Origin of the sequence: Bacillus sp. FSL K6-2819, from assembly GCF_038008305.1 — a bacterium.
Classification (GTDB): Bacteria; Bacillota; Bacilli; order Bacillales; family Bacillaceae; genus Bacillus; species Bacillus amyloliquefaciens.
Map to the genome: position 1 here is coordinate 3,415,203 of NZ_JBBOYV010000001.1, position 26,141 is coordinate 3,441,343.

Annotated in this window: 29 protein-coding genes; 3 read left to right on the forward strand and 26 right to left on the reverse strand. The window is 44.7% G+C overall.

The window, feature by feature from the left end; translation table 11 throughout:
* Nucleotides 1-66 precede the first annotated feature (66 nt).
* Nucleotides 67-1,473 (forward strand): right-handed parallel beta-helix repeat-containing protein, encoded by a 1,407-nt coding sequence (locus MHH91_RS17860; protein ID WP_014471087.1) that lies wholly within the window; start codon nt 67-69, stop codon nt 1,471-1,473.
* A gap of 48 nt (nt 1,474-1,521) precedes the next feature.
* On the opposite strand, the gene ftsX is transcribed toward MHH91_RS17860, so the two are convergent.
* The 26 genes from ftsX to degS all read right to left on the reverse strand — a co-directional run bounded on the left by ftsX (nt 1,522) and on the right by degS (nt 23,915).
* Nucleotides 1,522-2,412 carry a permease-like cell division protein FtsX gene (ftsX, locus tag MHH91_RS17865; RefSeq protein WP_013353766.1) on the reverse strand — a complete coding sequence of 297 codons (891 nt, stop codon included), beginning with the start codon at nt 2,410-2,412 and terminating at the stop codon, nt 1,522-1,524.
* Entirely contained in the window at nt 2,405-3,091 is a 687-nt protein-coding gene (gene ftsE / locus MHH91_RS17870; RefSeq protein WP_003151418.1) for a cell division ATP-binding protein FtsE, read from the reverse strand. The genes ftsX and ftsE overlap by 8 nt, the downstream gene beginning before the upstream one ends.
* A 219-nt stretch (nt 3,092-3,310) precedes the next feature.
* Nucleotides 3,311-3,652 carry a cytochrome c551 gene (cccB, locus tag MHH91_RS17875; RefSeq protein ID WP_013353767.1) on the reverse strand — a complete coding sequence of 114 codons (342 nt, stop codon included), beginning with the start codon at nt 3,650-3,652 and terminating at the stop codon, nt 3,311-3,313.
* Between the two features lie 35 nt (nt 3,653-3,687).
* Entirely contained in the window at nt 3,688-4,536 is an 849-nt protein-coding gene (locus MHH91_RS17880; protein WP_013353768.1) for a YitT family protein, read from the reverse strand.
* A gap of 170 nt (nt 4,537-4,706) precedes the next feature.
* Nucleotides 4,707-5,808 (reverse strand): peptide chain release factor 2 gene (gene prfB / locus MHH91_RS17885; protein WP_115996803.1). Its coding sequence is split into 2 segments (ribosomal slippage): nt 4,707-5,735 and nt 5,737-5,808, totalling 1,101 coding nucleotides; the frame shifts between segments, so codons are not numbered across the junction.
* 74 nt (nt 5,809-5,882) lie between these two features.
* The gene (gene secA, locus MHH91_RS17890; RefSeq protein ID WP_013353770.1) at nt 5,883-8,408 is read right to left on the reverse strand and encodes a preprotein translocase subunit SecA; all 2,526 of its coding nucleotides are present in this window, start codon (nt 8,406-8,408) and stop codon (nt 5,883-5,885) included.
* 166 nt (nt 8,409-8,574) lie between these two features.
* A complete protein-coding gene (gene hpf / locus MHH91_RS17895) occupies nt 8,575-9,138 on the reverse strand; it encodes a ribosome hibernation-promoting factor, HPF/YfiA family (RefSeq protein ID WP_013353771.1) in 564 nt (187 codons plus the stop codon).
* A gap of 195 nt (nt 9,139-9,333) precedes the next feature.
* Nucleotides 9,334-9,711, reverse strand: coding sequence for a hypothetical protein (locus MHH91_RS17900; RefSeq protein WP_013353772.1), 378 nt, complete (start codon nt 9,709-9,711; stop codon nt 9,334-9,336).
* Between the two features lie 9 nt (nt 9,712-9,720).
* Complete coding sequence (locus tag MHH91_RS17905; protein WP_013353773.1) at nt 9,721-10,065, reverse strand: flagellar protein FliT; 345 nt, start codon at nt 10,063-10,065, stop codon at nt 9,721-9,723.
* Nucleotides 10,065-10,466 carry a flagellar export chaperone FliS gene (fliS, locus tag MHH91_RS17910; RefSeq protein ID WP_013353774.1) on the reverse strand — a complete coding sequence of 134 codons (402 nt, stop codon included), beginning with the start codon at nt 10,464-10,466 and terminating at the stop codon, nt 10,065-10,067. The genes MHH91_RS17905 and fliS overlap by 1 nt, the downstream gene beginning before the upstream one ends.
* Nucleotides 10,467-10,485: 19 nt before the next feature.
* Nucleotides 10,486-12,006: a flagellar hook-associated protein 2 gene (locus MHH91_RS17915; RefSeq protein WP_014471089.1), complete on the reverse strand. Its 1,521-nt coding sequence runs from the start codon at nt 12,004-12,006 to the stop codon at nt 10,486-10,488.
* A 246-nt stretch (nt 12,007-12,252) separates the two neighbouring features.
* A complete protein-coding gene (locus MHH91_RS17920; protein WP_014471090.1) occupies nt 12,253-13,239 on the reverse strand; it encodes a flagellin N-terminal helical domain-containing protein in 987 nt (328 codons plus the stop codon).
* A 143-nt stretch (nt 13,240-13,382) separates the two neighbouring features.
* Nucleotides 13,383-13,607, reverse strand: a complete 225-nt coding sequence (gene csrA, locus MHH91_RS17925) for a carbon storage regulator CsrA (RefSeq protein WP_003151402.1) — start codon at nt 13,605-13,607, stop codon at nt 13,383-13,385.
* Nucleotides 13,601-14,032 (reverse strand): flagellar assembly protein FliW, encoded by a 432-nt coding sequence (gene fliW, locus MHH91_RS17930; RefSeq protein WP_007407475.1) that lies wholly within the window; start codon nt 14,030-14,032, stop codon nt 13,601-13,603. Before fliW ends, csrA begins: the two co-directional genes overlap by 7 nt.
* A gap of 29 nt (nt 14,033-14,061) precedes the next feature.
* On the reverse strand, nt 14,062-14,631 hold the full coding sequence (locus tag MHH91_RS17935) for a DUF6470 family protein (RefSeq protein ID WP_014471091.1): 570 nt from the start codon (nt 14,629-14,631) through the stop codon (nt 14,062-14,064).
* Nucleotides 14,632-14,722: 91 nt separating this feature from the next.
* Nucleotides 14,723-15,640 (reverse strand): flagellar hook-associated protein FlgL, encoded by a 918-nt coding sequence (flgL, locus tag MHH91_RS17940; protein ID WP_013353778.1) that lies wholly within the window; start codon nt 15,638-15,640, stop codon nt 14,723-14,725.
* An 11-nt stretch (nt 15,641-15,651) separates the two neighbouring features.
* Nucleotides 15,652-17,169 carry a flagellar hook-associated protein FlgK gene (gene flgK / locus MHH91_RS17945; protein WP_014471092.1) on the reverse strand — a complete coding sequence of 506 codons (1,518 nt, stop codon included), beginning with the start codon at nt 17,167-17,169 and terminating at the stop codon, nt 15,652-15,654.
* A 15-nt stretch (nt 17,170-17,184) separates the two neighbouring features.
* The gene (locus MHH91_RS17950; protein WP_013353780.1) at nt 17,185-17,667 is read right to left on the reverse strand and encodes a flagellar protein FlgN; all 483 of its coding nucleotides are present in this window, start codon (nt 17,665-17,667) and stop codon (nt 17,185-17,187) included.
* 14 nt (nt 17,668-17,681) lie between these two features.
* Complete coding sequence (gene flgM / locus MHH91_RS17955; RefSeq protein WP_013353781.1) at nt 17,682-17,948, reverse strand: flagellar biosynthesis anti-sigma factor FlgM; 267 nt, start codon at nt 17,946-17,948, stop codon at nt 17,682-17,684.
* Nucleotides 17,949-18,017: 69 nt separating this feature from the next.
* Nucleotides 18,018-18,437, reverse strand: coding sequence for a TIGR03826 family flagellar region protein (locus MHH91_RS17960; RefSeq protein ID WP_013353782.1), 420 nt, complete (start codon nt 18,435-18,437; stop codon nt 18,018-18,020).
* Nucleotides 18,438-18,510: 73 nt separating this feature from the next.
* Nucleotides 18,511-19,200, reverse strand: coding sequence for a ComF family protein (locus MHH91_RS20860; protein ID WP_198315882.1), 690 nt, complete (start codon nt 19,198-19,200; stop codon nt 18,511-18,513).
* 5 nt (nt 19,201-19,205) lie between these two features.
* A complete protein-coding gene (locus MHH91_RS17975; protein WP_013353784.1) occupies nt 19,206-19,490 on the reverse strand; it encodes a late competence development ComFB family protein in 285 nt (94 codons plus the stop codon).
* A gap of 58 nt (nt 19,491-19,548) precedes the next feature.
* Nucleotides 19,549-20,934, reverse strand: a complete 1,386-nt coding sequence (locus tag MHH91_RS17980) for a DEAD/DEAH box helicase (protein WP_013353785.1) — start codon at nt 20,932-20,934, stop codon at nt 19,549-19,551.
* A 106-nt stretch (nt 20,935-21,040) separates the two neighbouring features.
* The gene (locus MHH91_RS17985) at nt 21,041-21,889 is read right to left on the reverse strand and encodes a DegV family protein (RefSeq protein ID WP_013353786.1); all 849 of its coding nucleotides are present in this window, start codon (nt 21,887-21,889) and stop codon (nt 21,041-21,043) included.
* A 96-nt stretch (nt 21,890-21,985) separates the two neighbouring features.
* The gene (gene degU, locus MHH91_RS17990; protein WP_003219701.1) at nt 21,986-22,675 is read right to left on the reverse strand and encodes a two-component system response regulator DegU; all 690 of its coding nucleotides are present in this window, start codon (nt 22,673-22,675) and stop codon (nt 21,986-21,988) included.
* Between the two features lie 76 nt (nt 22,676-22,751).
* Entirely contained in the window at nt 22,752-23,915 is a 1,164-nt protein-coding gene (degS, locus tag MHH91_RS17995) for a two-component sensor histidine kinase DegS (RefSeq protein WP_013353787.1), read from the reverse strand.
* Nucleotides 23,916-24,137: 222 nt separating this feature from the next.
* On the opposite strand from degS, the gene MHH91_RS18000 reads away from it, so the two are divergent.
* Nucleotides 24,138-24,785 carry a YigZ family protein gene (locus MHH91_RS18000; RefSeq protein ID WP_013353788.1) on the forward strand — a complete coding sequence of 216 codons (648 nt, stop codon included), beginning with the start codon at nt 24,138-24,140 and terminating at the stop codon, nt 24,783-24,785.
* Nucleotides 24,786-24,789: 4 nt separating this feature from the next.
* Nucleotides 24,790-26,064: an LCP family protein gene (locus MHH91_RS18005; RefSeq protein WP_013353789.1), complete on the forward strand. Its 1,275-nt coding sequence runs from the start codon at nt 24,790-24,792 to the stop codon at nt 26,062-26,064.
* Nucleotides 26,065-26,141: the final 77 nt, after the last annotated feature.

The window sequence follows — 26,141 nt, forward strand, 5'->3', positions numbered from 1 at the left end:
TTTCATATAAATGGGTAACGTATAATATTCTGTATATAATTCATTAAATATACAGGAGAATACGATATGAAAATAAAATTATCAATTTTATCCGCAGCGGTGCTGGCCGCAGGCATAACCGCCTTTGTCTGGCAAAAAACAGAGGCCAATGAAAAAACGCAGACGGATGCCCTGTATGTTTCTCCCGCAGGCAGCGATCAAAATGATGGAACGAAAGAAAAGCCTTTCCGCACATTGAAGCATGCGGCGGAAAAGGCTGAGGCCGGAACAACCGTATTGATTCGGGAAGGAACGTACGATGAAACATTTGAGGTCAAGCACAGCGGCACGTCTGAGAAGCCGATTACATTTCAGAACTATCAGAATGAGCATGTCGCCATCAGCGGCAAATCTGCGTCAGACGGCGATTCTGAAACACCATTAATTCAAATCCGCAATAAACAGTACATTACCATTCACGGCATTACGCTTGAAAATCTCTCCGTTTCATCAGAAGATGCGACAGCCATGGGAATCTACGTCACCGGATCAAGCAGCCATATTACCATTGACGGCAACCACATCCAAAACATTAAAACAACGGCTGATGACGGAAATGCACACGGCATCGCGTTTTACGGCACAGGCGCGATGAAGGATGTCAGCATCACAAATAATACGGTTGAAAAACTGACGCTGGGCGCAAGCGAGGCGGTAGTTCTGAACGGAAATATTGACGGATTTAACATCGCCGGCAATACCATCCGGGACAATAACAATATCGGGATTGACGTGATCGGCTACGAAGGAACGTCCAAAGAAAATGATTATGCGCGAAACGGCGTCATTGAAAACAATACAGTGAGCCATAATTCCTCTTACGGAAATCCCGCCTACGGCAATGAATACTCAGCGGGCGGTATTTACGTTGACGGCGCAGAACATGTGGACATTAGGAAAAACACCGTTTACAACAATGACCTCGGCATTGAAGCCACTTCTGAGCATAAAGGGAAATACGCACAAGATATCCGGATTACGGATAACAAGGTGTATAACAATGCTTACACGGGTATTTCAATCGGGGGCTATGACACGAAGCGCGGCGGCACAATTAATTCCGTGATCGCTCACAACATCATGTACCGAAATGACACGAAGAACCTTGACGGCGGCCAGCTGCTGCTGCAGTACGACACAAAAGGGAACACCATCGAAAAAAACATCATGACGGCAAGCCGTTCCCGGATTTTTATCGCAAATGATTTTACGAAAAACGAAAGCAATACCGTTAACCATAACGTCTATCACAAAGAAACAGGAAAAGACGGCATTTGGAATTGGAAAAACAAAGAATACCGCTCATTCACAGCTTACCAAAAAGGAACGGCAAACGATTCAAATTCGATTTATGCGGACCCGATGTACCGTGACGAATCGTCTTATGACTTTACATTAAAGCCCGGATCACCGGCCCTGCCCGTCATTCAGTAACGGAACCATCAAAAAAAGCCAGTCTTTATCAGACTGGCCTTTTTTTATTTATACACGAAGGAATTTTCGGATGGAAGTCAGGCTTCCCCATACTCCGATAACCGCGCCGATCAGAATGAGCACAAGTGATACTTGGAACACAAACGGACTGTACGGCAGAAGTGAAACAAATGAACCCTGAACTTTCGGAGCCACCCAAGCGACCATCGACTGGTACGTACTGAGCACGAGTGCGATCGGTATGACTGAACCGAATACCCCGAGCAGCAGACCTTCAAGGAAAAACGGCCAGCGGATAAACCAGTTTGTCGCACCGACAAGCTTCATGATTTCAATCTCTTTTCTTCTTGCGAAAATCGTGATTTTAATCGTATTTGAAATTAAGAACATCGCCGTGAACAGAAGGCCGATGATTAACGCAATCCCGATGTTGCGTGACACGCCGACGATCTTAAACAGACGGCTGACTTCTTCTTTTCCGTATGTCACTTTATACACATGATCAAGCTTCTCAATTTTTTTCGCGACTTTCGGCGTATCATGCGGATCTGTCGTTTTGACGATAAACGCGTTGTTCAGCGGGTTTTCCTGATCTTGCATTTTCATGGCCTTTCCGCTGTCGCCGAAGCTTTTGACCAATTGATCAAGCTCTTTATCTTTAGATGAAAACTCTACGCTTTGGATTCCCGAGATGTCCTTAATCTCATTCTGCAGCGTATCCTGCGTTTTCTTATTCGACGTCAAATCAATTAATACTTTAATCTCCACTTCTTTTTCAGCATTTTTAGCCATGTTGTTTAAGTTCAGCATAATGACTAAAAACACGCCGACCAATATCAATGTAACGGTAACGGCACTGATGGATGCAAATGTCATCCATGTGTTTCTTCCGAGAGATTTAAAACTCTCACGCAAATGGCGCCCGAGAATTTTAATCATAAGAACCATACTCCCCTCTTGACTCATCACGCACAATAATTCCGTCTTCGATCGCGATGACCCGTTTCTTCATGGTGTTTACTATTTCTTTATTGTGTGTCGCCATCACGACAGTCGTTCCGCGGTTGTTAATCTCTTCCAGCGTCTTCATGACTTCCCATGATGTTACCGGATCAAGGTTGCCCGTCGGTTCGTCAGCTATAACGACGTCAGGATTGTTGACGATGGATCTTGCGATGGAAACACGCTGCTGTTCTCCTCCGGAAAGCTGGTCGGGAAACTGCCGCGCTTTATGCTTCAGCTGCACCAGATCGAGCACTTCAAGCACGCGTTTTTTAATGACTGACTGCTGCTCTCCGATAACCTCAAGCGCAAACGCAACGTTTTCAAATACCGTCAATTTCGGAAGGAGTTTGAAATCTTGGAAAACAACACCTATTTTACGCCGCACGAAAGGAATCTCTTTTTCTTTTACAGCCGCGAGATCTTTATGATTAATCAATATTTGCCCTTTTGTCGGTTTTTCTTCTCTGTAAATCATTTTGATAAAAGTAGATTTACCGGCTCCGCTCGGTCCTACGACATATACAAATTCTCCGGGATGAATCATGACTGACAGCCCGTTAATCGCTTTTACACCGTTCGGATAGGATTTATATACTTCTTTCATCTCTATCATGAAATCACCTAATCTTTTATTTATGTCTTGCAGCCATAGAGTTCGCAAAAATACTGCGGTTTATGGCCGATTTACCAGGAAACAGATGAAAAATCTGAAAGTTCCTTTTCCTCAGTACACTTCATTATACGTCAAATTTAGACATATTACTATTACAGTTTCTTTTCATTCCCAGGCCGTGAAAAAACCTTGCCCCTTATAACAGGCAAGGTTTTTCTGTTATTTTTTCTGTGACAGCCATTTGGCGATCTTTGTGGCGTCCTCATCACTTACAAGATGGCTCGGCATATTGCCGCGGCCGTTTTTAATGATGCTTTCAATTTTAGCTTCATCATATTTCCCGCCGACTTCCTGCAGATTGGGACCTCCGCCGCCTTCTAAGTCTTTTCCGTGGCAGCCGATACAGCTTTGCTGATAAAGCTCTTCGCCTGCTGACGCGGAAGCTTTTGATCCGCCTGAGCTGTCAGAGCTTTCTTTTTTTGATTCATTGGATCCGCCGCATGCCGCCAGCAGGACGGACATGGTCAGAACCAGCGCCAGCAGCGCCCATTTTGATTTCATATGTAAGATGCACCCCTTCGCTATTATAACTCCGTTTATGCGCGTTTGAAACCCTCGCCGAGCACCTCGCTTGCGTCTGCGACAATGACAAAAGCTGACTCATCAATTTGTTTGACGATTTGTTTCAGTTTTGTGAATTCGGTCTGGCCGACGACACACATTAAGATCGGCCGGTCATGTTCCGTATACCCGCCGACTGCGGAAATCTTCGTCACACCCCTGTCGATTTGCGTAAACACAGCCGACCTGACGGCTTCTTCATGCTGCGTAATGATTAAAGCCATTTTGGAACGGTTGAACCCGACCTGTACGACATCAATCGTTTTGCTTGAAATAAATACCCCGAGCATCGCATACAGTCCCTGTTCCACTCCGAAAACGAGCATCGCGCTCAGCACAATTAATCCGTCCATGATGGCAAGACACGTCCCTAACGAAAGCCCCGTGTATTTGTGAATGATCTGCGCCGCCAGAGCCGTTCCTCCCGTGGAGCCTTTGCCGAGATAAACGATGCCGATCCCCGTACCGATCCCCACGCCTCCGAAAATCGCCGCCAGCAATTCATGGGTCGTCGCGGCAGGGAGATCTCTTGTTAAAAAGACGGCAAGCGGCAGAACGATGGAACCGACAAGCGTCTTCATTCCGAATTTCCCGCCGAGAATGATCACTCCAGCGATAAACAAAGGAATGTTAATAATCCACTGCACGTAAGCCGGTTCAAAACCAAATGTTTCTAAAATGGTGCTGATTCCGCTTACTCCTCCCGCTGCTATACGGTTCGGCAGCAAAAATACGTTAAACACGACCCCTGTAATCGCCGCGCCGATCATGATATATATGTAATCTTTGATCAGACGGAGCGGTTTATTGTGATTCACATCCATGCAAAATCCTCCGTTCTCCGATTTTCTCTCGATAGCATTTTAAGTCTTCCCGGCTTAGAAGTAAATAACAGCCAAATACCGTATTAATTTGCTAAAGCGCTATTGTGAAAAACGGAAAAAGAGAAGCGATAAAAAAAACACACCATGCCATTGGCAGGTGTGTTCCCGGATTATGACAGTTTGGAGCGTAAATAGGCATCAATGAAGATATCAATATCTCCGTCCATGACCGCCTGCACGTTCCCCATTTCCGTATTTGTCCGGTGATCTTTCACCATGGAGTACGGATGGAATACGTACGAGCGGATTTGGCTGCCCCAGCCAATTTCTTTCTGTTCGCCGCGGATTTCGTCAAGCTCCGCCTGCTGTTCTTCAATTCTGCGCTGATACAGCTTCGCTTTGAGCATTTTCATCGCTCTGTCGCGGTTTTTGATTTGTGAACGTTCCGTCTGGCATGTGACGACTACATTTGTCGGCAGGTGGGTGATCCGAACGGCTGAATCAGTCGTATTGACATGCTGTCCGCCGGCGCCGCTTGCCCGGTACGTATCAACTTTAATGTCTTCGGTCCGGATTTCGATATCGATTTCTTCATTGAATTCAGGCATGACTTCACATGACACGAATGACGTGTGACGGCGGCCTGATGAATCAAATGGAGAAATCCGCACGAGACGGTGTACGCCTTTTTCCGCTTTTAAATAGCCGTATGCATTGTGGCCTTTAATAAGCAGTGTGACCGACTTAATTCCGGCTTCATCCCCAGGCAGATAATCAAGTGTTTCAACTTTGCATCCGCGTCTTTCCGCCCAGCGGGTATACATTCTGAGCAGCATGGAACCCCAGTCTTGGGATTCCGTACCGCCGGCTCCCGGGTGAAGCTCTAAAATCGCGTTATTTTTGTCATATGGTTCACTGAGCAGCAGCTGAAGCTCAAATTCATTCAATTCCTTCGTTAATGACTTCAGCTCTTTCTCAAGCTCTTGCTGAAGTTCCTGATCAGGTTCTTCTTTTAAAAGCTCATATGTCATTTGCAGCTCTTCGTGAGACTCGCTCAGCTGATGATAGGAGTTCACGTAGTCTTTCAGACCGTTCGCTTCGTTGATGACGGTTTGGGCCTTCTGCTGGTCATTCCAGAATTCCGGTTCCGCCATCTGTTCATCTAATTCTGCAATGCGGGCTTCCTTTGATTCGAGGTCAAAGAGACCCCCTGAAGTCCGCTAAACGAGAAGCCATATTTTCGAGCTCTGCCCTGATTTCTGATAATTCCATTCCATTCACCTCATTAAAAGATCCGGGGCGTCATAAGACGCAGACCCGGTCATGTTCGCTTCCTGCAGTCGTGACTATTCTGTCCGGCCGCAGCAATTTTTATATTTTTTTCCGCTTCCGCAATGGCAAGGCGCGTTGCGTCCGATATCCACGACTTTGCGCACCGGCGCTTTTTTCGCTTGTTTGGCTTCATCGCCGTCCTGCTGCTGATGAGCCGTCGTTTGGCCCTGAACAACTTCTTCGCGTTCCAGATTGCTTTCAATCTCGGCCTTCATGACGAATTTTGCGACCTCGTCCTCAATGGACTCAATCATGTGCTCAAACATTGCGAAACCTTCCATTTGGTATTCACGCAGCGGATTTGTCTGCGCATAAGCGCGAAGGTGAATCCCTTGACGCAGCTGATCCATCGCATCAATATGATCCATCCATTTTGAATCGACGGCACGCAATACGATTACTTTTTCAAATTCACGCATCTGCTCTGCGCCGAAATTCTCTTCTTTTTCATTATATTTCGTCATGATGCGGTCCATGATCATCTCATGCATTTCATCAGGTTCTTTTCCGAAGATATCGCTCTTTTCAAGCGCGCCTTCATCAAGATACGTTGTATTGACCAGCTCCACGAGTCCGTCAAGATTCCATTCTTCCGGAAGCTCCTCGCTCGGTGTATAAGCGGCAATCGCACGCTCCAGAGAAGACTTGATCATGCCTTCCACAATGTCACGCAGGTTTTCAGAATCAATGACTTCAAAACGCTGCTTGTAAATGACTTCGCGCTGCTGACGGAGCACGTCGTCATATTGAAGAAGCTGTTTACGTGAATCGAAGTTGTTTCCTTCAACGCGTTTTTGAGACGATTCCACGGCGCGTGACACCATTTTGCTCTGGATCGGCGTGGTGTCATCCATACCAAACCGGTCAAGCATCGCCATCGTCCGTTCAGCTCCGAAACGGCGCATCAATTCATCTTCCATTGAAAGATAAAATTGTGTGATGCCCGGGTCTCCCTGACGTCCTGAACGTCCGCGGAGCTGGTTGTCAATCCGGCGGGATTCGTGGCGTTCCGTACCGACGACTGCAAGGCCGCCAAGCTCTTTTACGCCTTCGCCGAGTTTAATGTCGGTTCCGCGTCCTGCCATGTTGGTCGCAATCGTGACAGCGCCTTTTTGTCCCGCTTCTTCAATGATCTGAGCTTCACGCTCATGGTTTTTCGCGTTCAGCACCTGATGCGGAATTCCTTTGTTTTTCAGAAGTTTTGAAATCAATTCAGACGTTTCAACGGCAACCGTACCGACAAGAACCGGCTGTCCGGTCATGTAGCGCTGGGCGACATCCTCCGCCACCGCCTTGAATTTCCCTTCCATTGAGCGGTAGATCAAGTCCGGACGGTCGTCACGGATAACCGGCTGGTTGGTCGGGATGGACACAACCTGCATGTTATAAATATTGCGGAATTCTTCCTCTTCCGTTTTTGCGGTACCGGTCATACCGGCCAGCTTTTCGTACATACGGAAATAGTTTTGGAACGTAATCGTAGCCAACGTCATGCTTTCATTTTGAATCTCCAAGCCTTCTTTTGCTTCAATCGCCTGGTGAAGGCCTTCGCTGTAGCGGCGTCCTTTCATCAGACGGCCGGTGAAGGAATCAACGATGACGACCTGGCCGTCCTCAACAACATAATCCACGTCTTTCTGCATCGCTGCATGGGCTTTTAAAGCCTGGTTGATATGGTGGTTTAAGGCGACGTTTTTGACATCGAACAGGTTGTCGATGCCGAACGCTTTTTCAGCCTTCGTCATTCCTTCTTCCGTCAGCTGAACGCCCTTCGTTTTGACGTCATACGTATAATCCTGATCCTTCTTGAGTGTGCGGACAAACGCATTTGCCTGCACGTACAGTTTTGTGGACTTCTGAGCTTGTCCGGAAATAATCAATGGCGTTCTCGCTTCATCGACTAAAATGGAATCGACTTCATCAATAACGGCAAAATGAAGCGGACGCTGCACCATTTGTTCTTTATAAAGCACCATATTGTCACGCAAATAATCAAAGCCGAGTTCATTATTCGTGGAATACGTGATATCGGCTGCGTAAGCTTCGCGTTTTTCGTCTTTTGACATCGAATTCAGGTTCAGGCCGACCGTAAGCCCGAGAAACGTAAAAATTTCTCCCATTTGCTCAGCATCACGGCTTGCCAGATATTCGTTGACTGTTACGACGTGAACGCCTTTTCCCGTCAAAGCATTTAAATATACGGGAAGCGTGGACGTCAGCGTTTTCCCTTCCCCTGTTTTCATTTCGGCGATATTCCCCTCATGAAGGGCAAGGCCCCCCATCAGCTGCACTTTAAACGGGAACATGCCGGTTACGCGGCGGGAAGCTTCACGAACGACGGCAAACGCTTCGACAAGAAGGTCATCCGTCGTTTCTCCTTTTTCAAGCCGCTCTCTGAATTCTTCCGTTTTATGTTTAAGCGCATCGTCAGAGAGATTTTCATAATCTCCTTTTACAGCATCAATGTCATTTGCAATTTTTTCGTATTTGTTCAGCGCACGTTTGGTCGGATCAAACATTTTATTTAAAATCCCAAGCATCTATAACGCTCCTCTATGTTCACATGCAAATTTCGCATGGAATAAATGATAATTTTCTGTCCATGTATACCTCTCATTATCATAACATACCTTTTGTTATTTCCAAAGAATTTGCAGATAAAGATAGAGAAAAACCTTCCGCGCGTTCACGGAAGGCTGGATGGGTTTATTCAGTCGGTTCAATTAATCCGTATTTGCCGTCATTTCTGCGGTAAACGACATTTGTGAGATTCGTCTCCGCATTGGTGAATACGAAGAAATTATGTCCGAGCATATTCATTTGGAGAATCGCTTCTTCATTATCCATCGGTTTTAAATTAAAACGCTTTTGGCGGACAATTTCCGGGCTGTCATCTTCAATTTCATCCTGAACCGCTACCGTGTCAGCAGCGCTCCCGTTCTCGAAGTAATGTTTCGGCAGACCCTGCTCACGGAATTTCCGGTTGACCTTTGTTTTATGCTTTCGGATTTGACGTTCCAGCTTGTTTGTTGCGAGATCAATTGCATTGTACATATCCTCGTTATGCACTTCGGAACGAAGCGCCAGATCAGTCATCGGAATGGTGACCTCAACTTTTGATTCCTTATCATTATAGAATTTTAAGTTGACGTTCACATCGGCATTGACGCTCTGCTCGAAATATCGTTCCAGCTTGCCGATTTTTCTCTCCACATGATCCTTTAACGCAGGTGTAACCTCAATGTTTTCTCCTCTGATATTGTAGTTCATCAAAGAACGCCTCCCTTTATCTAAGGATATGTATCTATTTCTCTTTTACCCCTTCTGATCCCTGCTGAAACGTTAAAATAATGTGTAAAATCAGTGAACGATGACGAATGGTGTCGGCTTTTTATCCGGCAGCTTCCGGCAGGATTAAAGTATATGCAAAGAACGCAGGCAAAAGACCTGCCGCTTGCAGCAGGTCTAATGAAGAACATACGGTTTGATGCAGTCGTGCGTCTGCTCCATCCACAGCTTATAATGCGGCAGAAAGATGGTTTTTAAAAACTCCTGAAATGGAGCGGACGGGAAATCATAATCATTTAACATGCTGAAATCCTGAAAAATCTCGTCAAATGACCGAATCGCAGTCTCCACGCATCGGCACTCAACGATAGACAAAAGAAGCGCATGAGAGGAGTCGAGATGAAAAAAAGCCTGAATCAAATCGTTGTAAATCCGTTCGCCCTCCGTCTTAAAAAAATCATCCTGCGTATCCAATAGGTAGCAAAGCCCCTCATCAATCGTAAAAAGAAGCTGGTAGTATGCTGACACCAAATGGTAATCGTTCAAACTTCTCAAAACACTCACCTATTTGCGTTTGTCGTAATAACGGCCGTCACTTGTCGTTTGATGATACGGATTAAAATACGTATTATGGTACACCCGTTTTTTCTTGAGCGTTTTTATTTCATTTCGGATGCCGTCCTGGATCCGTTTCACTTCTCCGGTAATCAGGCGGTCAAGCGCGGTCACCTGCTGAAGCAGCGTTTGTTCTTCTTCGGAAAAAGGCGGTTTTATGCCCGCAAGCATCTCTTCCCTTTTCTCCGTAAATGCCGTAACGCTGCTGATGAGACCGTCGCTTTCCGGAGCATCCTTCAGTTCGGTGTACATGTTCTTCGTTTCGTTATACAAGGAAAAGACATTGCTGTTCATCAGGCAAGGCCGCCTGTGCCATGGCTGTTTTTCCGTTCGCTCTGCATGGCCTGCTTCCACGTATCGCGAAATTCAGTAACGAGCTTTTCCGCTTCATCTAAAAATCCTTCGTTATTCTGCACGTTCGCTTCGATCAGGCGGCGGCGGATGTAATCATAGATTGATGACATCTGCTCAGAAATCTCAATCTCCCGGTTTAACGTGATGCTGAGCTCTTGAATGATGTTTTGCGCCTTTACGATATTTTCATTTTTGGCTTCAGGGTTGTTTTGCTTCATCGCCTGCCTGGCCAGCTTAATAAATCGCAGGCAGCCGTTATAAAGCATAAGGGTCAGCTCTTCCGGAGCGGCTGTAAAGACGGATGTCTGCTGATAAGCAGCAAAAGGATTATTTATTGCCATTTTTGTGAAACCTCCAAGATTATGATGTTGAAGATCCTAACATTGACGTGAGATATGAAGATTGGCTGTTCAATTTCTCCAATGCCGTATCCAACGCGCTGAACTTTTTATAATATCTCGTTTCGATGTCATCCAGCTTCGTTTTCATATTAGTAATATTTGTTTCTACTTCGTTCAGGCTTTTTCCGATGGCAAAGCTGGTTGATACCGAGCTTTCCGTGCCCGCTTGTTTTGAAATTTGAGTCTGCATTTTGTTTAATGTGTCTTTTAATCTCCGGGCAATCCCCTGCTCTTCCGGGTTTTTGGTTTTCGCTGTATCAGGGCTGTCCGCATTAAACAGCTTAGCCACGAGAGACGGATTCTCGGTAATTTTCTGCTTCAGTTTCGCTTCGTCTTTAATGACAAGCTTTCCTTGATCGGCGTAGTTATCAGACGTTTCAATTCCGAAATCCGCGAGCTGATATTTTTTCCCGTCAATCGTAACCGTTGAGTACAGATCAATCCGCATCTCCGCCAAACCGTTCTGCAGCGTGCTGTCGCTCCGTAATAAACCGCTTTTGGCTTTAGCCTCCCACTGCTCAACCTGCTTATCAGTCATCGCTTCTCTTTGATCATCAGTTAACGGCGTATAATCCCGGTATTTTGATTCCGTCACCTTCGCGTTTACGTTTTTAATTAACGTGTTATATTTATCAACAAAATCTTTAATGTTGTTAAAGATGCCGTCCGTATCAGTCGTGCTGTTAATCGTAACCGTTTTATTGCTATCCGTCACGCTGTTCAGCGTATATTTAATGCCGTTGATCGTAAAGTTATTTGACGTTTTGGTCATTTCAAGGCCGTTGAACGTAAACTTCGCGTTTTTCCCTTCGGCATTGGCCGTAAGTTCATTCGTTGTATCATCAACGGCAAAACCGAGCTGATCTTTCAGAAAGCTTTTGGTTGCGTCATCACCTGCGGCAAGGGTAAACCCTTCCCCCGTTTTATTGGAAGTGAACGCAATCGTGTCCGCATAATCCGTGCCATTGGAAATTTTCTCTCTTAAAGCCGTCATCCCGAGGCCCGAGCTGTTCAGTTTGGAAATCACATCATCAATCGTATCAGTCGCGGCGATCGTGACGTTTACCTCAGTCGGCTTCGTGTCACCCGGATTTGTGACATTGAATTTCAATGTTTGGCTCTGGCCTGATGTAAAATTGATGGCGCCTGAGGATTTATACGTCGTCGGCGTGGCCAGCTGCTGAACGGACATGCTTGTTGAAATATTTTGCTCAGCACTGACGGCCACCGCGCTGACACTGGAATCCGAACTTGTTACTGTTTTTTTATTCCAGTTTGTGGACATCAGCATATTATTAAATGTAGTGGAATACATGTCGGTAATCTGGGTATTCATTTCCCGATAAGCATCGCGCTTCCATTCAAGCGTCTGCTTTTGCTGGTTCAATTTATTAAGCGGCTGCTTTTCGGCATCCATCAGTTTTTTCACCAGAGAATCTACATCAAGACCGGAATTAAGGCCTGTGATTCTTGTGACCATATGTACCCTCTCCTTTTCAGCGTTTAGTCGTAGACGGCTCTATGACAACAGTGAGTTTCCGACTGTTTATCATATCGCAGCTCCATAAATGTATGATCTTATTCTTATATCGGTCATATTAAAAGGTTTTCAATATTTTAACTGAAATTATAATGTTTCATTTTGTCAATAGGGTTTCCTTGGCATGATGAGGGAAAAAGCGGAGGAAATAAAAAAAGACCCTGGAGAGCCAGGATCTTTCCGTCATTAACCTTTAAGCAATTGAAGAACTTGCTGAGGCTGTTGGTTAGCTTGCGCAAGCATTGCTTGAGAAGCCTGAGTAAGAATGTTGTTTTTCGTGTACTCCATCATCTCAGAAGCCATGTCTACGTCACGGATACGTGATTCAGCAGAAGTCAGGTTCTCAGAAGAAGTACCAAGGTTGTTGATTGTGTGCTCTAAACGGTTTTGAACCGCACCAAGTTTAGCGCGCTCGCTAGATACTGTGTCGATAGCTGTTTTGATTGTTGTAAGAGCTGAAGACGCAGCTTTAGCAGAAGATGAGATGTCGATACCTTTGGTTACTTTTGTATCTGCAGCCAATGCGCTGTCAGCTTGATAAACTAGTTTATCATCAGTGTCATAGTAGCCATTCGGTCCTTTAGAACCATCAGTTACGAGAGTTGCTTCTTTTCCGTCTGCAGTTACAAGCTTAGACCCGTCAGTATTTGCTGTATAAGTCGTACCAACTTTCAGGCTTTCAGAGTCCATTTTATTGATAGACAGGCTCATTGTTTGGCCTTCGTTAGCTCCGATTTGGAACGTAAGGTCTTTTGCAGTTCCGTCAAGAAGTTTTTTCGTGTTGAACTCAGTGTCAGTAGAGATTCTTGTTACTTCAGACGCTAATTGGTCCATCTCTTTTTGAAGCTCAGAACGGTCAGAATCTGTGTTTGTATCGTTAGCCGCTTGTGTAGCAAGCTCGCTCATACGCTGAAGAATGCTGTGAGTTTCGTTCAATGCACCCTCAGATGTTTGGATAAGAGAGATTCCGTCTTGAGCGTTTTTAGACGCCATGTCTAAACCGCGGATTTGAGAACGCATTTTTTCAGAGATCGCAAGACCCGCAGCGTCATCACCAGCGCGGTTGATGCGAAGACCTGAAGATAATTTTTCCATGTTTTTAGAAGCAGCGTTTGAACCTGCATTCAGCTGACGGCTAGTGTTAAGAGCCGCGATATTGTGGTTGATTCTCATTTTGTATTTCCTCCCTGAATTGTTTTTCGCACGTCCTTGTGCATTTTTCGCAGCGTCATTCTGAAGAAAATTTTTCCTCTCATTGGCTACACTATATATATCGGACGGCCGCTTCTATTGTTTATATGAAAATAAAAAAATCCTCACTTTTTTTGTGAGGATAAATTAAGTAATAAATCGGTATTAAAAGATACGGCTCTGTTGTTCTCTTCCAGGATCGACAAGTATATTTCTTTCCGGTGAATATCCACATGCTGAGGCGCTTCAATTCCCAGCTTCACTTGCTCTCCTTCGATGGCAATCACCTTTATTTCAATATCGGGTCCGATCTGAATTGACTCATTCACTTTTCTTGAGAGAACTAGCATGATCCTCCTCCTATCAGATGTTTTGTTTCATAGGAAGCATCATGTAAAATGATTTGTTTCGCCTTCATTTCCTTTTTATTGACGATAATCGGCGCTTTTAAATTGGCGGTCGTGTTTTCAAAAGGCTCTTCCAGCGTTAAAATCGCCATCACTTCGACGTCCTCTATATCTTCAATATGCAAAAGCTCAAGCGTCGCATGGTCAATGTCAAATTCGTACCCTTTAAAGAAAATAAACGGGCTGGCGACAATAAAGGCGATGTGCTCCTGTTTGACAGATTGCAGCGCCAAAAACGGTGAATCTTCCGACAAAGGAAGAACAACAAATTGAGTCTCGTCATTAAATCCCGGCAGGCCGTTTTCAAATGAGATGATCTGCCCTTCGTCTATTCTGATTTCTCCATGATATTTTGTTTTAATAATCATGCTTCACAATCCTTTACCACTTTCATCTTTTATTCTGTGTTACCGTCGTCAACCGAAATCGTCACCTTAGGGTCTTGCATCATATCAATCTGAACTTTTCCCGGCGTGTAATTCCATACCGGTTTATGGGCGGCTGCTTCAATTGAAGGTTTGCGGGCTTCAATATCAATCGTCAGCTTTGAAGGAATGCAGTCAATGTCGACGAGAAACTGTGCAGGGAGAAAGTCGCTGAATTCGCCGAATGGCTCGGGCGGGCTGACATCCGCTGCCTGCCGGGCCATCACATTGCCGGTTTTCTTTTCGATAGCCGCCATTTCCTTCCCTTCTCTGACTGTTTTTGCAATAAACTCACTGCATGCTTCCGCGCCTTTCTGGGCGGCTTCCGCGTTCAGCTTTTCAAATGATTTGAGATTCAAGTTCTCCCAAGCCCTCGTCTGATCAATCGTCAGTTTGGCCGGCGTGCTTTCAATGTTCAGCTCTGCCGGCGGCTGCTCAATTTCCAGGTCAGCGGGCGGCTGTTCCATTTCGATTTCTTCCTTCTGAAAGGTAATACCGATTTTAGCAGGCACACTGTCAATAATCAATCTCGGCATCTGCATAGAAATCCCTCCTCTTTAGAATGTTCTAGTAAAAAAAGCGATCTCCCTGTTGTGAGTCGCTTTTTTTATATATTGAAGACGGTCAGTTATATTATTTCAGAAAGTCGATCAGTGACGGCTGAATAATATTCGCATTTACTGACAGCGCAGCTTTATGAACCGTCTGCTGAGATAAATAATCAACAATCACATCTTCCATTTCTACATCTTCATTATCTGACAATACTTTTTCAGCGGTAGCAGCTTGTGATTCCAGCCTTGTCTGAATGAGTTCCAAACGGTTTGTACGTGCACCGATATTGGATTTTTCAGCATTCATTTTGTCAGTAAAACCGTCGATATCTGACAGAATCTGTTTTGAATCTGCTTCGGAAAGCGTACCTTTGCTTAAAGAAGCTTCTAAGGAGTTGAGAAATTCAAATACATTATCCCCATTTTGAGCGACGCCCCCGAAAGCTGAATTCGGGTCAGAATTCACTTTCAGCACTGCCCCGTTCGAGATGTTGATGTTAACATCCGAAGCACTAGTGTAATTTTCATAGTTGTACGTATATGTACCGTCAGCATTTTCAGTAATCGGCGGGACGTCTGAATTGGTTCCGTTAAACAGGTAACGCCCGTTCACCTGAGTATTCGCGACAGAAACGAGCTGCTTTTTCAGCTGGCCGATTTCTGTACCGATTGCTTTTAATTCCGTTTCACCGTTCGAATCACTTTTGGCCTGAACCATCAAGTCCCGGATTTTCCCCATAATATCGGTTTCTGAGTTTACGCTTGATTCCGAGTTTTCCAGCCATGTAAAACCTTGCGAAACATTCCGCTGATATTGGTTTACCTGCGCAAGCTGAGTACGGTACTGCATTCCCTTCATTGCAACGACCGGGTCATCAGAAGCTTTCGTGATTTTTTTCCCCGTAGACACTTGCTGCTGAAGCCGATCGAGCTTGTCATAACTTGAGCCGATAAATCGAAGAGAATTTTTTGCGATCATCCCTTGAGTTACTCTCATTTACTTATCTCCTATCTTCCTCCGGTGCCCATACCGTTAATAATTTTATCGAATATTTCATCCTGCATCGTTATGATTCGCGCAGCGGCATTATAAGCGTGTTGAAACTGAATCATATTTGTCATTTCTTCATCTAAAGACACGGCGCTGACTGATTGTCTCCTTTGATCGGCTGAAAGAGTGTTGCTTTCAGAGTTGTTCATAAGATTGGCCGCTTTTTGTGAATTAACGCCCAGCTTGCCGATAAGGGATTCATAAAAGTCATTAATTGTAGTGGTTTCACCGTTAATAGTCAGCTTGCTGTTCTGCACGGCTGCCAGGTTAGTCGCGTTTGTGCCGTCACTTTTTTCTCCGTTTAACGACGCTGCGATATTGTCAGTAGACGCGAGGATTTTGTCACTGACTTTTATTTTCGCTGCCGCACCTTTTGCCGGCACCGCTTCATCACCGCTGAAATCAAAAAATGCCGCGCCCTGTTCGCCTGTATAGGTCTTTCCTTTTTCGTGAACTGCGTTAAACGCGTCAGCAAAGGATAGCGCCATATTGTCAAGAGCCGTCAGCATTTCAGGGTAGAGGCCTTTTTCTTCTCCATTCGACATATAGCCGTATGACTCAATAAGACCTAAAAGTGAGCCTTTTCCGGTAAATGCATCCGCATTGACCTCGCTGCTGCCGATTGACACACTCGACACAAGGCCGCTGTCCTTGTCGTAGTTGATTTTCATTTCTGAAACGGTTTTTGTATTACCATCCAGCAGCGTTCCGAGAGAATTGTTGTTTCCGTTCAGCAATTCCACGTTAACCGTGCCCTCAGCAGTCGCCAAGGAATGCCCGCCCGACTTATTATATGAAACTTTTATATTTGCCATAGAAGATAATTGATCAATCAATCTGTCTCTTTGGTCATATAAATCATTAGGGAGCATACCGCTCGGTTCAACTGCCGCTATTTGAGTATTAAGGTCATTCAGCTGATTGAGAATTGAATTGACCTGGTCCGCTGTGTTATCCAGATTCTTTTTAATATCACCCTGAATGTTAGTCAACGAGGTAGATATATAGTTAAAACTTTCAGCAAGAGATTTCCCCTGCTCCTGCAAGACTGAGCGCGCTCCCGTATTTTCCGGATTCGTCGCCAGATCCTGAAGGGCATTCCAAAACGAACTGAGCGATCCGTTTAAACCGTTATCGTCAAGCTCTTTCATGACGCCTTCCATTTGCGATAATGAATTGGAACGGGCTGTATAGTAGCCTAATTTTGTATTTTCAGTTCTGTACTGATAGTCTAAAAAACTGTCTCTGACGCGCTCCACTGAACCGGCTTTAACACCTGTTCCGATTTGGCCGGCTGTCAGATCACTGTTTTTTGATACAGCGGGATAAGGACTCGTCGATTGTAACGTGACTCGCTGCCTTGTATATCCTTCTGTATTTGCATTTGCAACGTTATTTGAAACGGTGCTCAATGCAGTCTGCTGCGCACTCAGTGCACGCCTTGCTGTTTCGAGCCCCATAAAAGTCGATGGCATTGAAAATCCTCCGTTCTAAGCTTTTGAATCGAATAATGTCAAACGGCTGACAGGCTGGCGTGCCGTTTGCGGCTCTTTATAATTCATATTCTCTTTTTCACCCGGCATTATCATATCGAATGCCCCGGAGATGAATTGCAAAGCCTGAATCGTGAGCTGTTTGTTCATCTCGTTCACTTCTTTCAGACGGTCAAGAAGCGCAGACAAAGAGTGAAATAACCCTTCAAGCTCCTGTTTTTCGCTGCCTGAAGTTCTGGAGATGCATGCAGCAATTGTGTTGTCCTCACTGCCGCTGAGAAACTGAGAAGTCAGCTTGATTCGTTCTTCTTCAGTCTGCCCGATTGCCTGAATATACTTTTGCTCTTTAGTCAATATGTTGGAAAGCTCTTTTGTTTTACCTGCTTTCAGCGCTTCCGTTTTCTCCTCAGACAGCGTGAGCAGATGTTCATGCAGTGCGCAAAGTCGCTTCAGTTGATCAATAATTGGCTTTGCTGACATTGGCTTTCTCCTTTTTATTGCTTTTTATAGAAATTCACTATTTTTTCAGCGATGCTGTTTGAATCTATTTTATATGTTCCGCTCTCTATATCCGCTTTCAGCTGAGCGATTTTTTCCTGACGTGTTTTAGTGACCGCATCTGACGCATTTTGAAGCTCTTTTGCATGAGAAGAAATTTCCACTTTGTCTTTCGGCTTTGCAGCCTCTTTTTGTACGGCTTGCTTTTCGTAATTTTTTTGGTATGGATTAACGGATTGTGTTCCGTACTGATTGATTTTCATAGGATTCCTCTCGCTTTCTGTTCGCAGTCTAATTCTTTTATCGACTGCGTTATCAGTTAGTTTAGGGAATCAGGTGTTTTTGGTATTATAGGCATAGTATGTGTCATTTGAACTATTTTTCTCTTTGAATTCAGCAGCTGTTTTTTGATTCATATGGTCTAATTGCGACTCAATATCGGTCTGACAGGACTTGCAAAATTTCCCCGTCCTGATCGGATTTCCGCACCTTTCACAAGGGTATGCCAAATTCGGAAGCTGGCTGATCTGAATCCTTTTTTGTTTGATAAACTTGAGGATCAGCTCTTCTTCAACACCTGTTTCCTCAGTAATCTGCTGCATCGTCGACTGTCTGTTGACTTGCTTTCTTAAAAATTTATAGACGGTTTCAAATGCTTTTTCTTCTTCTTTAATACATGCCTGACATACGGTCTGCAGGTTCGTTTTAAAAAATAAAGCATTGCATTTTGGACAATTCGCCAATTCACCCATCGTATTAACTCCTATTCCTTCTTTTATCTGCCTTATATTTCTATCAATTATATCGGCAGGATAAAAGAATGATTTAGCTCCTGATTAAAGTAAAAGAGGAGACCGATAACGCTTTGCCTGCTGTCAGCAGAGCTCCGGCAGCTTGATGCAGTGTGGCGCCCGTCGTATAAATATCGTCTATTAAAATGACGTTCATACCTTCGGCGGAGTTTTCGGCAGCTGAAAACTTTTTTTCTGCGGAGAGCCTTTCTGTTTTGCTCTTTTTGGATTGTTTTTCATTGTTCAGTCGGATGAGGGGGGAAATGACGGGCATTCCGAGCAGCGAGGCCAGCAGCTCGGATTGATTAAATCCGCGCTCCGCCAGCCGTTCGGGGCTCAGCGGAATAGGGACGAGGATATGTGTATTTGCCGGATATGCCGCTTTAAAGCCGGCAGTAAAATCACGTTCAAATGTTTGAATGATTTTCGTATCACCCCTGAATTTAAACCGGGCCAATGAGTCCTTCATTGCATCATTATACAAAAAAACCGAACGGTTCTGCCGCAACAAAAAGCGCTGTTCCGTTTTTGATTCCCGCGCCATGCAGTCAGCGCATTTTTTGTTTGACTGCTGAGGCCTTCCGCATAAACTGCACACGGGGCCTTCGATTTTTTCAAATTGATTGCTGCATGCGCTGCATACCTCTTGCTCCGGCGCCAGAGAAAATAGAGAACTCCAAGTCAGTGATCTTGAAATTGGTGAGTCACACAATAAACAATTCAGAGAAATTACGCTCCTTCCCGAGTCTCACAGAACTCGCTGGGATTAACCGAAACAATCGCCGCTGATTCAGCAAGAATGACAAGCAGCGCCGTATTTTTCTGTTTATCAACCATCTCTGCTTTTGCGTAAGCAACTTTCTTTTTATCAGTAACATATGCCGGTTCAGCCCGGTTTAATGAAAGTGCCAGTACATCATTTTTGCATACCCGGCATGTGCATTTCATATGAAGCTGAGGTATATAGCGGTCGAGAAGTTCCTTTAATACGATTTCTTTAGAATTGACAAGCATGTTGACAGCTCCTCATAGGAAAAGTATGAGTATACTGTATCACGTTTTCTGAAATTAACTAGTCCAACAATTTATTTTTTTGTGCCAATTTGTTCATATATTCTATATGTTTTTTTGCTTTCTTCATACCGTTTGTCATTCCGAAATGAAACATGACGACATCACCGCTGAAATGTTTATAATGCCTGCCCGTTCTGCCTGCAATCTGTACGAGTGCGCTCTCAGTAAAGATAGGTGCTTCTGCGCCGAGGACACAAGTCTGGACTTTAGGTACGGTAACCCCTCTTTCTAAAATCGTAGTCGTTACCAGCAGGTCAAACCGTCCCTCTCTGAACCGTTTCACTTTATCCTTTCTGCATGTGTCTTCCGCATGCACGCCTTCTGCACGGATGTTTAATTTCTGAAAATAATCCGTTGTCTTTCTTAATATATGTACAGACGGAACGAATAAGAAAACCGGCAGTCGTGATTGAAGTTTTTGCCGGACCCAATCCGTTACAGAACGCGGCAGTTTTCCTTTCTCAAGCTTCTTCTTCCAATTGCCGCACCACAAAAAACGCGGCTCCGGGAGCGGTTTCCGATGATATCTGGCCGGTATGCGAACGCTTTTCAGCAAACCGGCCTCAGCCCTCTTTTTTAATGTGTCTGAAGGAGTTGCCGTTACATAAACTAGGGCGCTGTTTTTCTTTCTGGCTTTATCAACCGCAAATCTTAATGTCTCATCAGCTGAAAAAGGAAAAGCATCTACTTCATCTATTATCATTACATCAAAAATATCTCGATAGCGCATCAGCTGGTGAGCGGTTGAGATCATTAGCGGAGTCAAGCTGCCTTTGTCCTCACTGCCGCCGTACAAAGCAGAAACTTCGACTTTCTCAAATGCTTTTTTCAGTCTCGGCAGCAGTTCAAGTACGACATCTGTACGCGGAGTCGCGACACAGACGCGCAAGCCGTGATTCAGCGCAAACTCTATACCCGGAAACAGCATCTCTGTTTTCCCTGATCCGCAAACCGCCCATACCAGCAGCTCTTGTTTCTCTTTTATCGCTTCTATAAGCGCTTCCGCCGCCTGCTTCTGTCCGTCTGTCAGTGTTCCTTCCCAAGAAAGCTTGATAGGCTCCCAGCTGTTTTCAGCCGCTAGATTCCAAGAGTATAATGACGTCAGTTCATCAGCCCTTCCCATTACGACACAGGAACGGCAATAGGTAATATGTCTTTTGGCAGAGGGCGCCCAAAATACCGCAAAGCGGGCTTGGTCAGACTGGCCGCATCGGCGGCAGACATAACGGTTTTTCCGGCGGATGACTGACGGCTCGGCCGTTATATATTCTTTTTCTATAAAACGCTTGATGCACTGATCAGAAAACGGAATCTCAGATCTCAATAAATGCCTGCCGTAAAAGAAATCCCGCACCTTCGAAAATTCTGAAGCACCTCCGGACATCTCTCAGCCTCCTTTCTGCTCAAAGTATGCCTGCCGGGAAACTTTTTGTCGAATTACGAAAATAAGAAAATAAAAAATCTCCGCCCTTGAAAACGGAGATTTGCACTTAGTTTTTAAAACACCAGCCGATTCCGATGGCGCCTTCGCCCAAATGGGTTCCGATCACAGCTCCGAAATAGCTGTTATAGAATTCGACATGAGGATATTTACCGCTTAATTCTTGAATAATTTCAGCAGCTTCTTCTTCCCTGTTTGCATGAATGACAGCGGCCCGCATCGGGATTCCTTTACTTGCATCCTCGGCAAACAGCTCCAAAATTCTAGAAATCGCTTTTTTGCGTGTCCGAATCTTCTCAAAAGGAACAATTAGCTTATTGTCAAAATGAAGAATAGGCTTTACCTTTAACAGACCGCCGATAAAAGCCTGAGCACTGCTTAGACGCCCGCCCCGCTGCAGATGTGATAAATCGTCCACCATAAAATAAGCACGGACTGTTTTTTTCATTTCTTCCAGCTCTTTTATAATCTCTTCCGGAGAGTCAACTCCGTCTTTAATAAGCTGTGCAGCTTTTAATGCATAAAAACCTTGCGCTAAACAGCTGATTTCTGAATCAAAAGGATAAACTTTAATATGATCAACCATAGCGTTTGCCGAAGCGGCGCTGTTATAAGTTCCGCTGATTCCGCTGGACAAATGTATGCTTATGACTGCATCATATGTTTTGCCCAGCTCTTCGTACAATGCGATTAATTCACCGAAAGAAGGCTGGGACGTAGTCGGCAGCTCATCATGATTTTTCACTTCTTTATAAAAGCTTCTCCAGTCGAGTTCTGTTTCTTCTCGGAATGTTTTTTCACCGAAAACCACTTGAAGAGGGATCATATGAATATGATGTTCTTCTCTCATCTCTATCGGAATATATGCTGTACTGTCTGTTACAACTGCAATATTCATCACTTTACCTGCCTTATTAAGTACTTAATACGTATTTTAATAGATATGTAGCCGTAAAAAAAGACTTGCCATAATAGGCAAGTCTTCTCACACAGACTAACGCATCTCTACCCAGCCGTTTTTAATGGCTACGACAACAGCTTGTGTCCGGTCATTAACGTTCATTTTCTGCAAAATATTACTCACGTGGTTTTTCACTGTTTTCTCACTGATAAACAATGATTCACCGATTCCGCGGTTGCTTTTTCCGTCTGCAAGCATTTGCAGCACTTCACATTCCCGTCTCGTTAATATATGTAATGGTCTCCGAATTTCCGGATAAACCTCATGCTGAGGGTGAGCAGAAACTCCGCTTGTCGCAAGACGGCGGAATTCGTTGACAAGATTGTGGGTTACTTTCGGGTGAAGGTAAGAACCGCCCTCGGCTACCACTTTCACTGCCTCGATTAAAGTATCCGCGTCCATCTCTTTCAGGAGATAGCCTCTTGCACCTGTTTTTAAAGCATGAGTCACATAGTTTTCATCATCATGGATGGAGAGGATAATTACCTTAGATTCAGGGTACAGCTCAACAAGCTGCTTAGTAGCCTCTACTCCATTTACATTCGGCATATTGATATCCATTATGACGACATCGGGATGATAATGCTCGACGATACGAGCCGCTTCATCTCCATCGTCACCTTCTGCTACCACTTCAAAGGTAGGTTCAAAATCCAATATTCTTTTTACACCCTCACGGAATAGTTGATGGTCGTCGATAATAACAATATTTACTTTAGTCACACGCTACGCCTCCTTATCCTATTGTTCTATATACGCCGCTGTTCGGTCAATATGTCTTTTGGCTCTATTTAACAAATTATAGGCCGAGAGATAAAGGAACCTTAATCATGATAAATGTCCCAAGACCTAGTTTAGAGTCTATCGTTATCGTTCCTTCGAGCAGATCTACTCTTTCTTTCATTCCCAGCAAGCCGAATGACTTGTTTTTCTTTTGTTTAGCTTCCTTGATATCAAAGCCTTTTCCGTTGTCCTTAATAATAAGAACCACAAAATCAGCAGTTACTTCCACTTTTACTGTAATTTCCTCTGATTCTGAATGCTTCAGCGCATTTGTGACGGCTTCCTGAGCGAGACGGAAAAGCGCCACTTCAAATTGCGGGGCAAGCCTTTTGTTCTCCGTGTCTCCGATGCACTGAAAATGTATTTTCACCTTTCCGTTGTATTCTTCAGTTGTATAAAGATATTTTCTCAGTGTCGGAATCAGCCCGAGATCGTCCAATGCCATCGGTCTTAAATCATATATAATCCTTCTGACTTCGTAAAGAGCATTCCGCACATTCTGGCGAAGATTTCTGATTTCCTGAAAGCCGTCCTCCGTGCCGCGGTCGCGGAAGATCCGTTCTATCAATTCCGATCTCATCATAACATTTGCCAGCATTTGAGCCGGACCGTCATGAATTTCTCTGGAAACTCTTTTTCTTTCTTCCTCCTGGGCTTCGATAATTCTTAAACCGAAATCTTGTTTAGCCTGCGCATCGGCAAGCAGAAGCCCTACTTGGCGAAGGTCTTGATTCAGGTAATTCAGAACGACGGTTATTTGGCTGACCAATGATTCTGACCGTTCAATGATTTCCTGAAGCCCCAAAAGCCGGCGTTCTAAATCATCTCTGCGCTCCCGCAGCTGCTTTTCACGCTGCTGGATCATCGTCAGTTCCACTTGAAGTTTGTGCGCCTTTTCATAGGCGTTGCGAATTTCTTCTTCGCTGAACTTATGGAAATTTCTGCTTACTTCCGACAAGCGGTTTCTTGCATGCCGGGTATGTACTTCGAGTTTGTCGCCCAGCTCAATGACTTCGTACACCTGCTGTTTGATCTGTTTGAGTTCTTCGACCAGCTGCTCATATTGCTGGCGCGACTGCTCTCCGATTTGAAAAACCTCGTCCTTACTCCCGTCCACGGTTTTCAGCATTTTCATAAGTATAGAATCCAAAACTTTGGAGTCCATCTTCGATTTATTCATCAGTCTCCCTCCGTAACGGTGTTGTTATGTATTTTTATTATAAATGTAATTGAACTGCAATTTGTGTCGAATTATAATGAAAGAATGCGTATATTCTAGAAAAAAACATTTTTATATAGTATCTTACTCTTTCATAATACCAAAATATGCGCAAAAATTCTAAAGTCTGTTCGAATTTGTAGAAACAAGTCTTTTAATGCTTGTCAGGAGGGTCCAGCAATCATGCTGCACAGCTATTTAACTGTTAAAGAAACAGGTGAACATGAGATTGTGATCGAAAAATCACGTTTTATCTGCCACCTGAGCCGTGCCGCTTCTGAATCGGAAGCGCAGGAATTTATACAAAAGATCAAAAAACAGCACTGGAATGCGACTCATAACTGCTCAGCTTATCTGATCGGAGAAACGGATCAGATACAAAAGGCGAATGATGACGGTGAACCAAGCGGCACAGCCGGCGTACCCATGCTGGAAGTGCTGAAAAAACGCGGCCTGAAAGATACCTGCGCGGTGGTTACCCGGTATTTCGGCGGAATAAAGCTCGGAGCAGGCGGATTGATTCGCGCATACGGGAAGTCAGTTTCTGAGGGGTTAAATCATATAGGAGTTACGGAACGGAAGCTGATGCGGATTATGCATACATCGGCAGATTATACGTGGCTCGGCAAGATAGAGAATGAACTGAGAGAATCAGTTTTTTTACTGAAGGAGATCCATTATGCGGATCATGTCGAATTTGAAACATACGTTGAAGAAAAAGACAAAGAAGCGTTTATAAAATGGATGACAGAGCTGACGAACGGCAAAAGTATTAATACAGAGGGAGAACTGACGTATTTAGAAACAGACGTCAGCCCTAAAGGAGACTAATGTAATGGCTGAACGTGTAAGAGTACGTGTTCGAAAGAAAAAGAAAAACAAACGAAAGATTATTTTCAAACGGATTTTGCTGCTGCTTACCCTCGTTTTGTTAGTTGCTGCCGGGTTTGGCGGGTACAAAGTATACAAAACGATCAATGCGGCAGATAATGCATATGATGCCCTTTCCCGCGGAGATAAATCAAAACTGCGGGATGAAGTCATCGATATGAAGAAAAAACCGTTCTCCATTTTGTTTATGGGGATCGAAAATTATGCCACAAGCGGAAAAGGCGGACGATCAGATTCTCTTATTGTTGTTACCCTTGATCCGAGAAATAAAACAATGAAAATGCTGAGTATTCCGCGTGATACGCGGGTGACGCTTGCCGGCGATACAACCGGTAAAAAGTCAAAAATCAATGCGGCTTTTGCTAAAGGCGGAGCGGATGAAACCGTCTCAACTGTAGAAGACTTATTAGGCATACCGATTGATAAGTATGTCACTGTCGATTTTAACGGTTTTAAGGATGTTATTGATGAAGTCGGCGGAGTCAATGTAAAGGTGCCATTTGATTTCGACGAGATGAGTGACGTCAGTAAAAAGAAACGGATCTACTTCAAGAAAGGAAACATGCATTTGAACGGTGAACAGGCTCTGGCTTACGCGCGGATGAGAAAGCAGGATAAGCGCGGAGACTTCGGCCGTAATGACCGCCAAAAGCAGATCCTAAACGCACTGATCGACCAAATGTCTAAGGCTGGAAATATTGCTAAGATCGATAAAATCGCTGAAACAGCGAGCAATAACGTACAAACGAATATCCGCATCACTGAAGGACTCGCCCTTCAGCAGATTTACAGCGGCTTTACCAGCAAAAAGATTGATACACTGACCATAACAGGAACAGATTTATATTTAGGCGGAGGCGGAACCGCGTCTACGGGCGGAACGTATTATTTCCAACCGGACCCCGCCAATCTCGAAAAAGTACGGCAAACCTTGCAGAAGCATTTAGATTATCCGGCCGGAAGCAGCACTGCGGCCGATCCTGCTTCTGACAGCACCGGAACAGACGGTACGACGGATTCAACTTCCGGCGGCACAGGAGCAGACGGTACGACGGATTCAACTTCCGGCGGCACAGGAACAGACGGCACCACTGATTCGAATTCCGGCGGCACAGGGACCGGCGGCACGACCGATTCAACCAACGGTACTGCGGGTGCAAACGGAACGGACAGCACACAGCCCGGCAACACAAATTCAAGCGGCACAACAGGCTATTAACAGAAAACCCGATCCTTTGAGAAGGATCGGGTTTTTCTATATAATTAAGAGAATAGCAGAATCAAAGAAAAAGCAGA

Bases quoted from the DNA above. Each gene is read 5' to 3' on its own strand.
- MHH91_RS17860 (WP_014471087.1), top strand. From the start codon at position 67: ATGAAAATAAAATTATCAATTTTATCCGCAGCGGTGCTGGCCGCAGGC.
- ftsX (WP_013353766.1), bottom strand. From the start codon at position 2,412: ATGATTAAAATTCTCGGGCGCCATTTGCGTGAGAGTTTTAAATCTCTC.
- ftsE (WP_003151418.1), bottom strand. From the start codon at position 3,091: ATGATAGAGATGAAAGAAGTATATAAATCCTATCCGAACGGTGTAAAA.
- cccB (WP_013353767.1), bottom strand. From the start codon at position 3,652: ATGAAATCAAAATGGGCGCTGCTGGCGCTGGTTCTGACCATGTCCGTC.
- MHH91_RS17880 (WP_013353768.1), bottom strand. From the start codon at position 4,536: ATGGATGTGAATCACAATAAACCGCTCCGTCTGATCAAAGATTACATA.
- secA (WP_013353770.1), bottom strand. From the start codon at position 8,408: ATGCTTGGGATTTTAAATAAAATGTTTGATCCGACCAAACGTGCGCTG.
- hpf (WP_013353771.1), bottom strand. From the start codon at position 9,138: ATGAACTACAATATCAGAGGAGAAAACATTGAGGTTACACCTGCGTTA.
- MHH91_RS17905 (WP_013353773.1), bottom strand. From the start codon at position 10,065: ATGAACAGCAATGTCTTTTCCTTGTATAACGAAACGAAGAACATGTAC.
- fliS (WP_013353774.1), bottom strand. From the start codon at position 10,466: ATGGCAATAAATAATCCTTTTGCTGCTTATCAGCAGACATCCGTCTTT.
- MHH91_RS17915 (WP_014471089.1), bottom strand. From the start codon at position 12,006: ATGGTCACAAGAATCACAGGCCTTAATTCCGGTCTTGATGTAGATTCT.
- MHH91_RS17920 (WP_014471090.1), bottom strand. From the start codon at position 13,239: ATGAGAATCAACCACAATATCGCGGCTCTTAACACTAGCCGTCAGCTG.
- csrA (WP_003151402.1), bottom strand. From the start codon at position 13,607: ATGCTAGTTCTCTCAAGAAAAGTGAATGAGTCAATTCAGATCGGACCC.
- fliW (WP_007407475.1), bottom strand. From the start codon at position 14,032: ATGATTATTAAAACAAAATATCATGGAGAAATCAGAATAGACGAAGGG.
- MHH91_RS17935 (WP_014471091.1), bottom strand. From the start codon at position 14,631: ATGCAGATGCCGAGATTGATTATTGACAGTGTGCCTGCTAAAATCGGT.
- flgL (WP_013353778.1), bottom strand. From the start codon at position 15,640: ATGAGAGTAACTCAAGGGATGATCGCAAAAAATTCTCTTCGATTTATC.
- flgK (WP_014471092.1), bottom strand. From the start codon at position 17,169: ATGCCATCGACTTTTATGGGGCTCGAAACAGCAAGGCGTGCACTGAGT.
- MHH91_RS17950 (WP_013353780.1), bottom strand. From the start codon at position 17,667: ATGTCAGCAAAGCCAATTATTGATCAACTGAAGCGACTTTGCGCACTG.
- flgM (WP_013353781.1), bottom strand. From the start codon at position 17,948: ATGAAAATCAATCAGTACGGAACACAATCCGTTAATCCATACCAAAAA.
- MHH91_RS17960 (WP_013353782.1), bottom strand. From the start codon at position 18,437: ATGGGTGAATTGGCGAATTGTCCAAAATGCAATGCTTTATTTTTTAAA.
- MHH91_RS17975 (WP_013353784.1), bottom strand. From the start codon at position 19,490: ATGCTTGTCAATTCTAAAGAAATCGTATTAAAGGAACTTCTCGACCGC.
- MHH91_RS17980 (WP_013353785.1), bottom strand. From the start codon at position 20,934: ATGTCCGGAGGTGCTTCAGAATTTTCGAAGGTGCGGGATTTCTTTTAC.
- MHH91_RS17985 (WP_013353786.1), bottom strand. From the start codon at position 21,889: ATGAATATTGCAGTTGTAACAGACAGTACAGCATATATTCCGATAGAG.
- degS (WP_013353787.1), bottom strand. From the start codon at position 23,915: ATGAATAAATCGAAGATGGACTCCAAAGTTTTGGATTCTATACTTATG.
- MHH91_RS18000 (WP_013353788.1), top strand. From the start codon at position 24,138: ATGCTGCACAGCTATTTAACTGTTAAAGAAACAGGTGAACATGAGATT.
- MHH91_RS18005 (WP_013353789.1), top strand. From the start codon at position 24,790: ATGGCTGAACGTGTAAGAGTACGTGTTCGAAAGAAAAAGAAAAACAAA.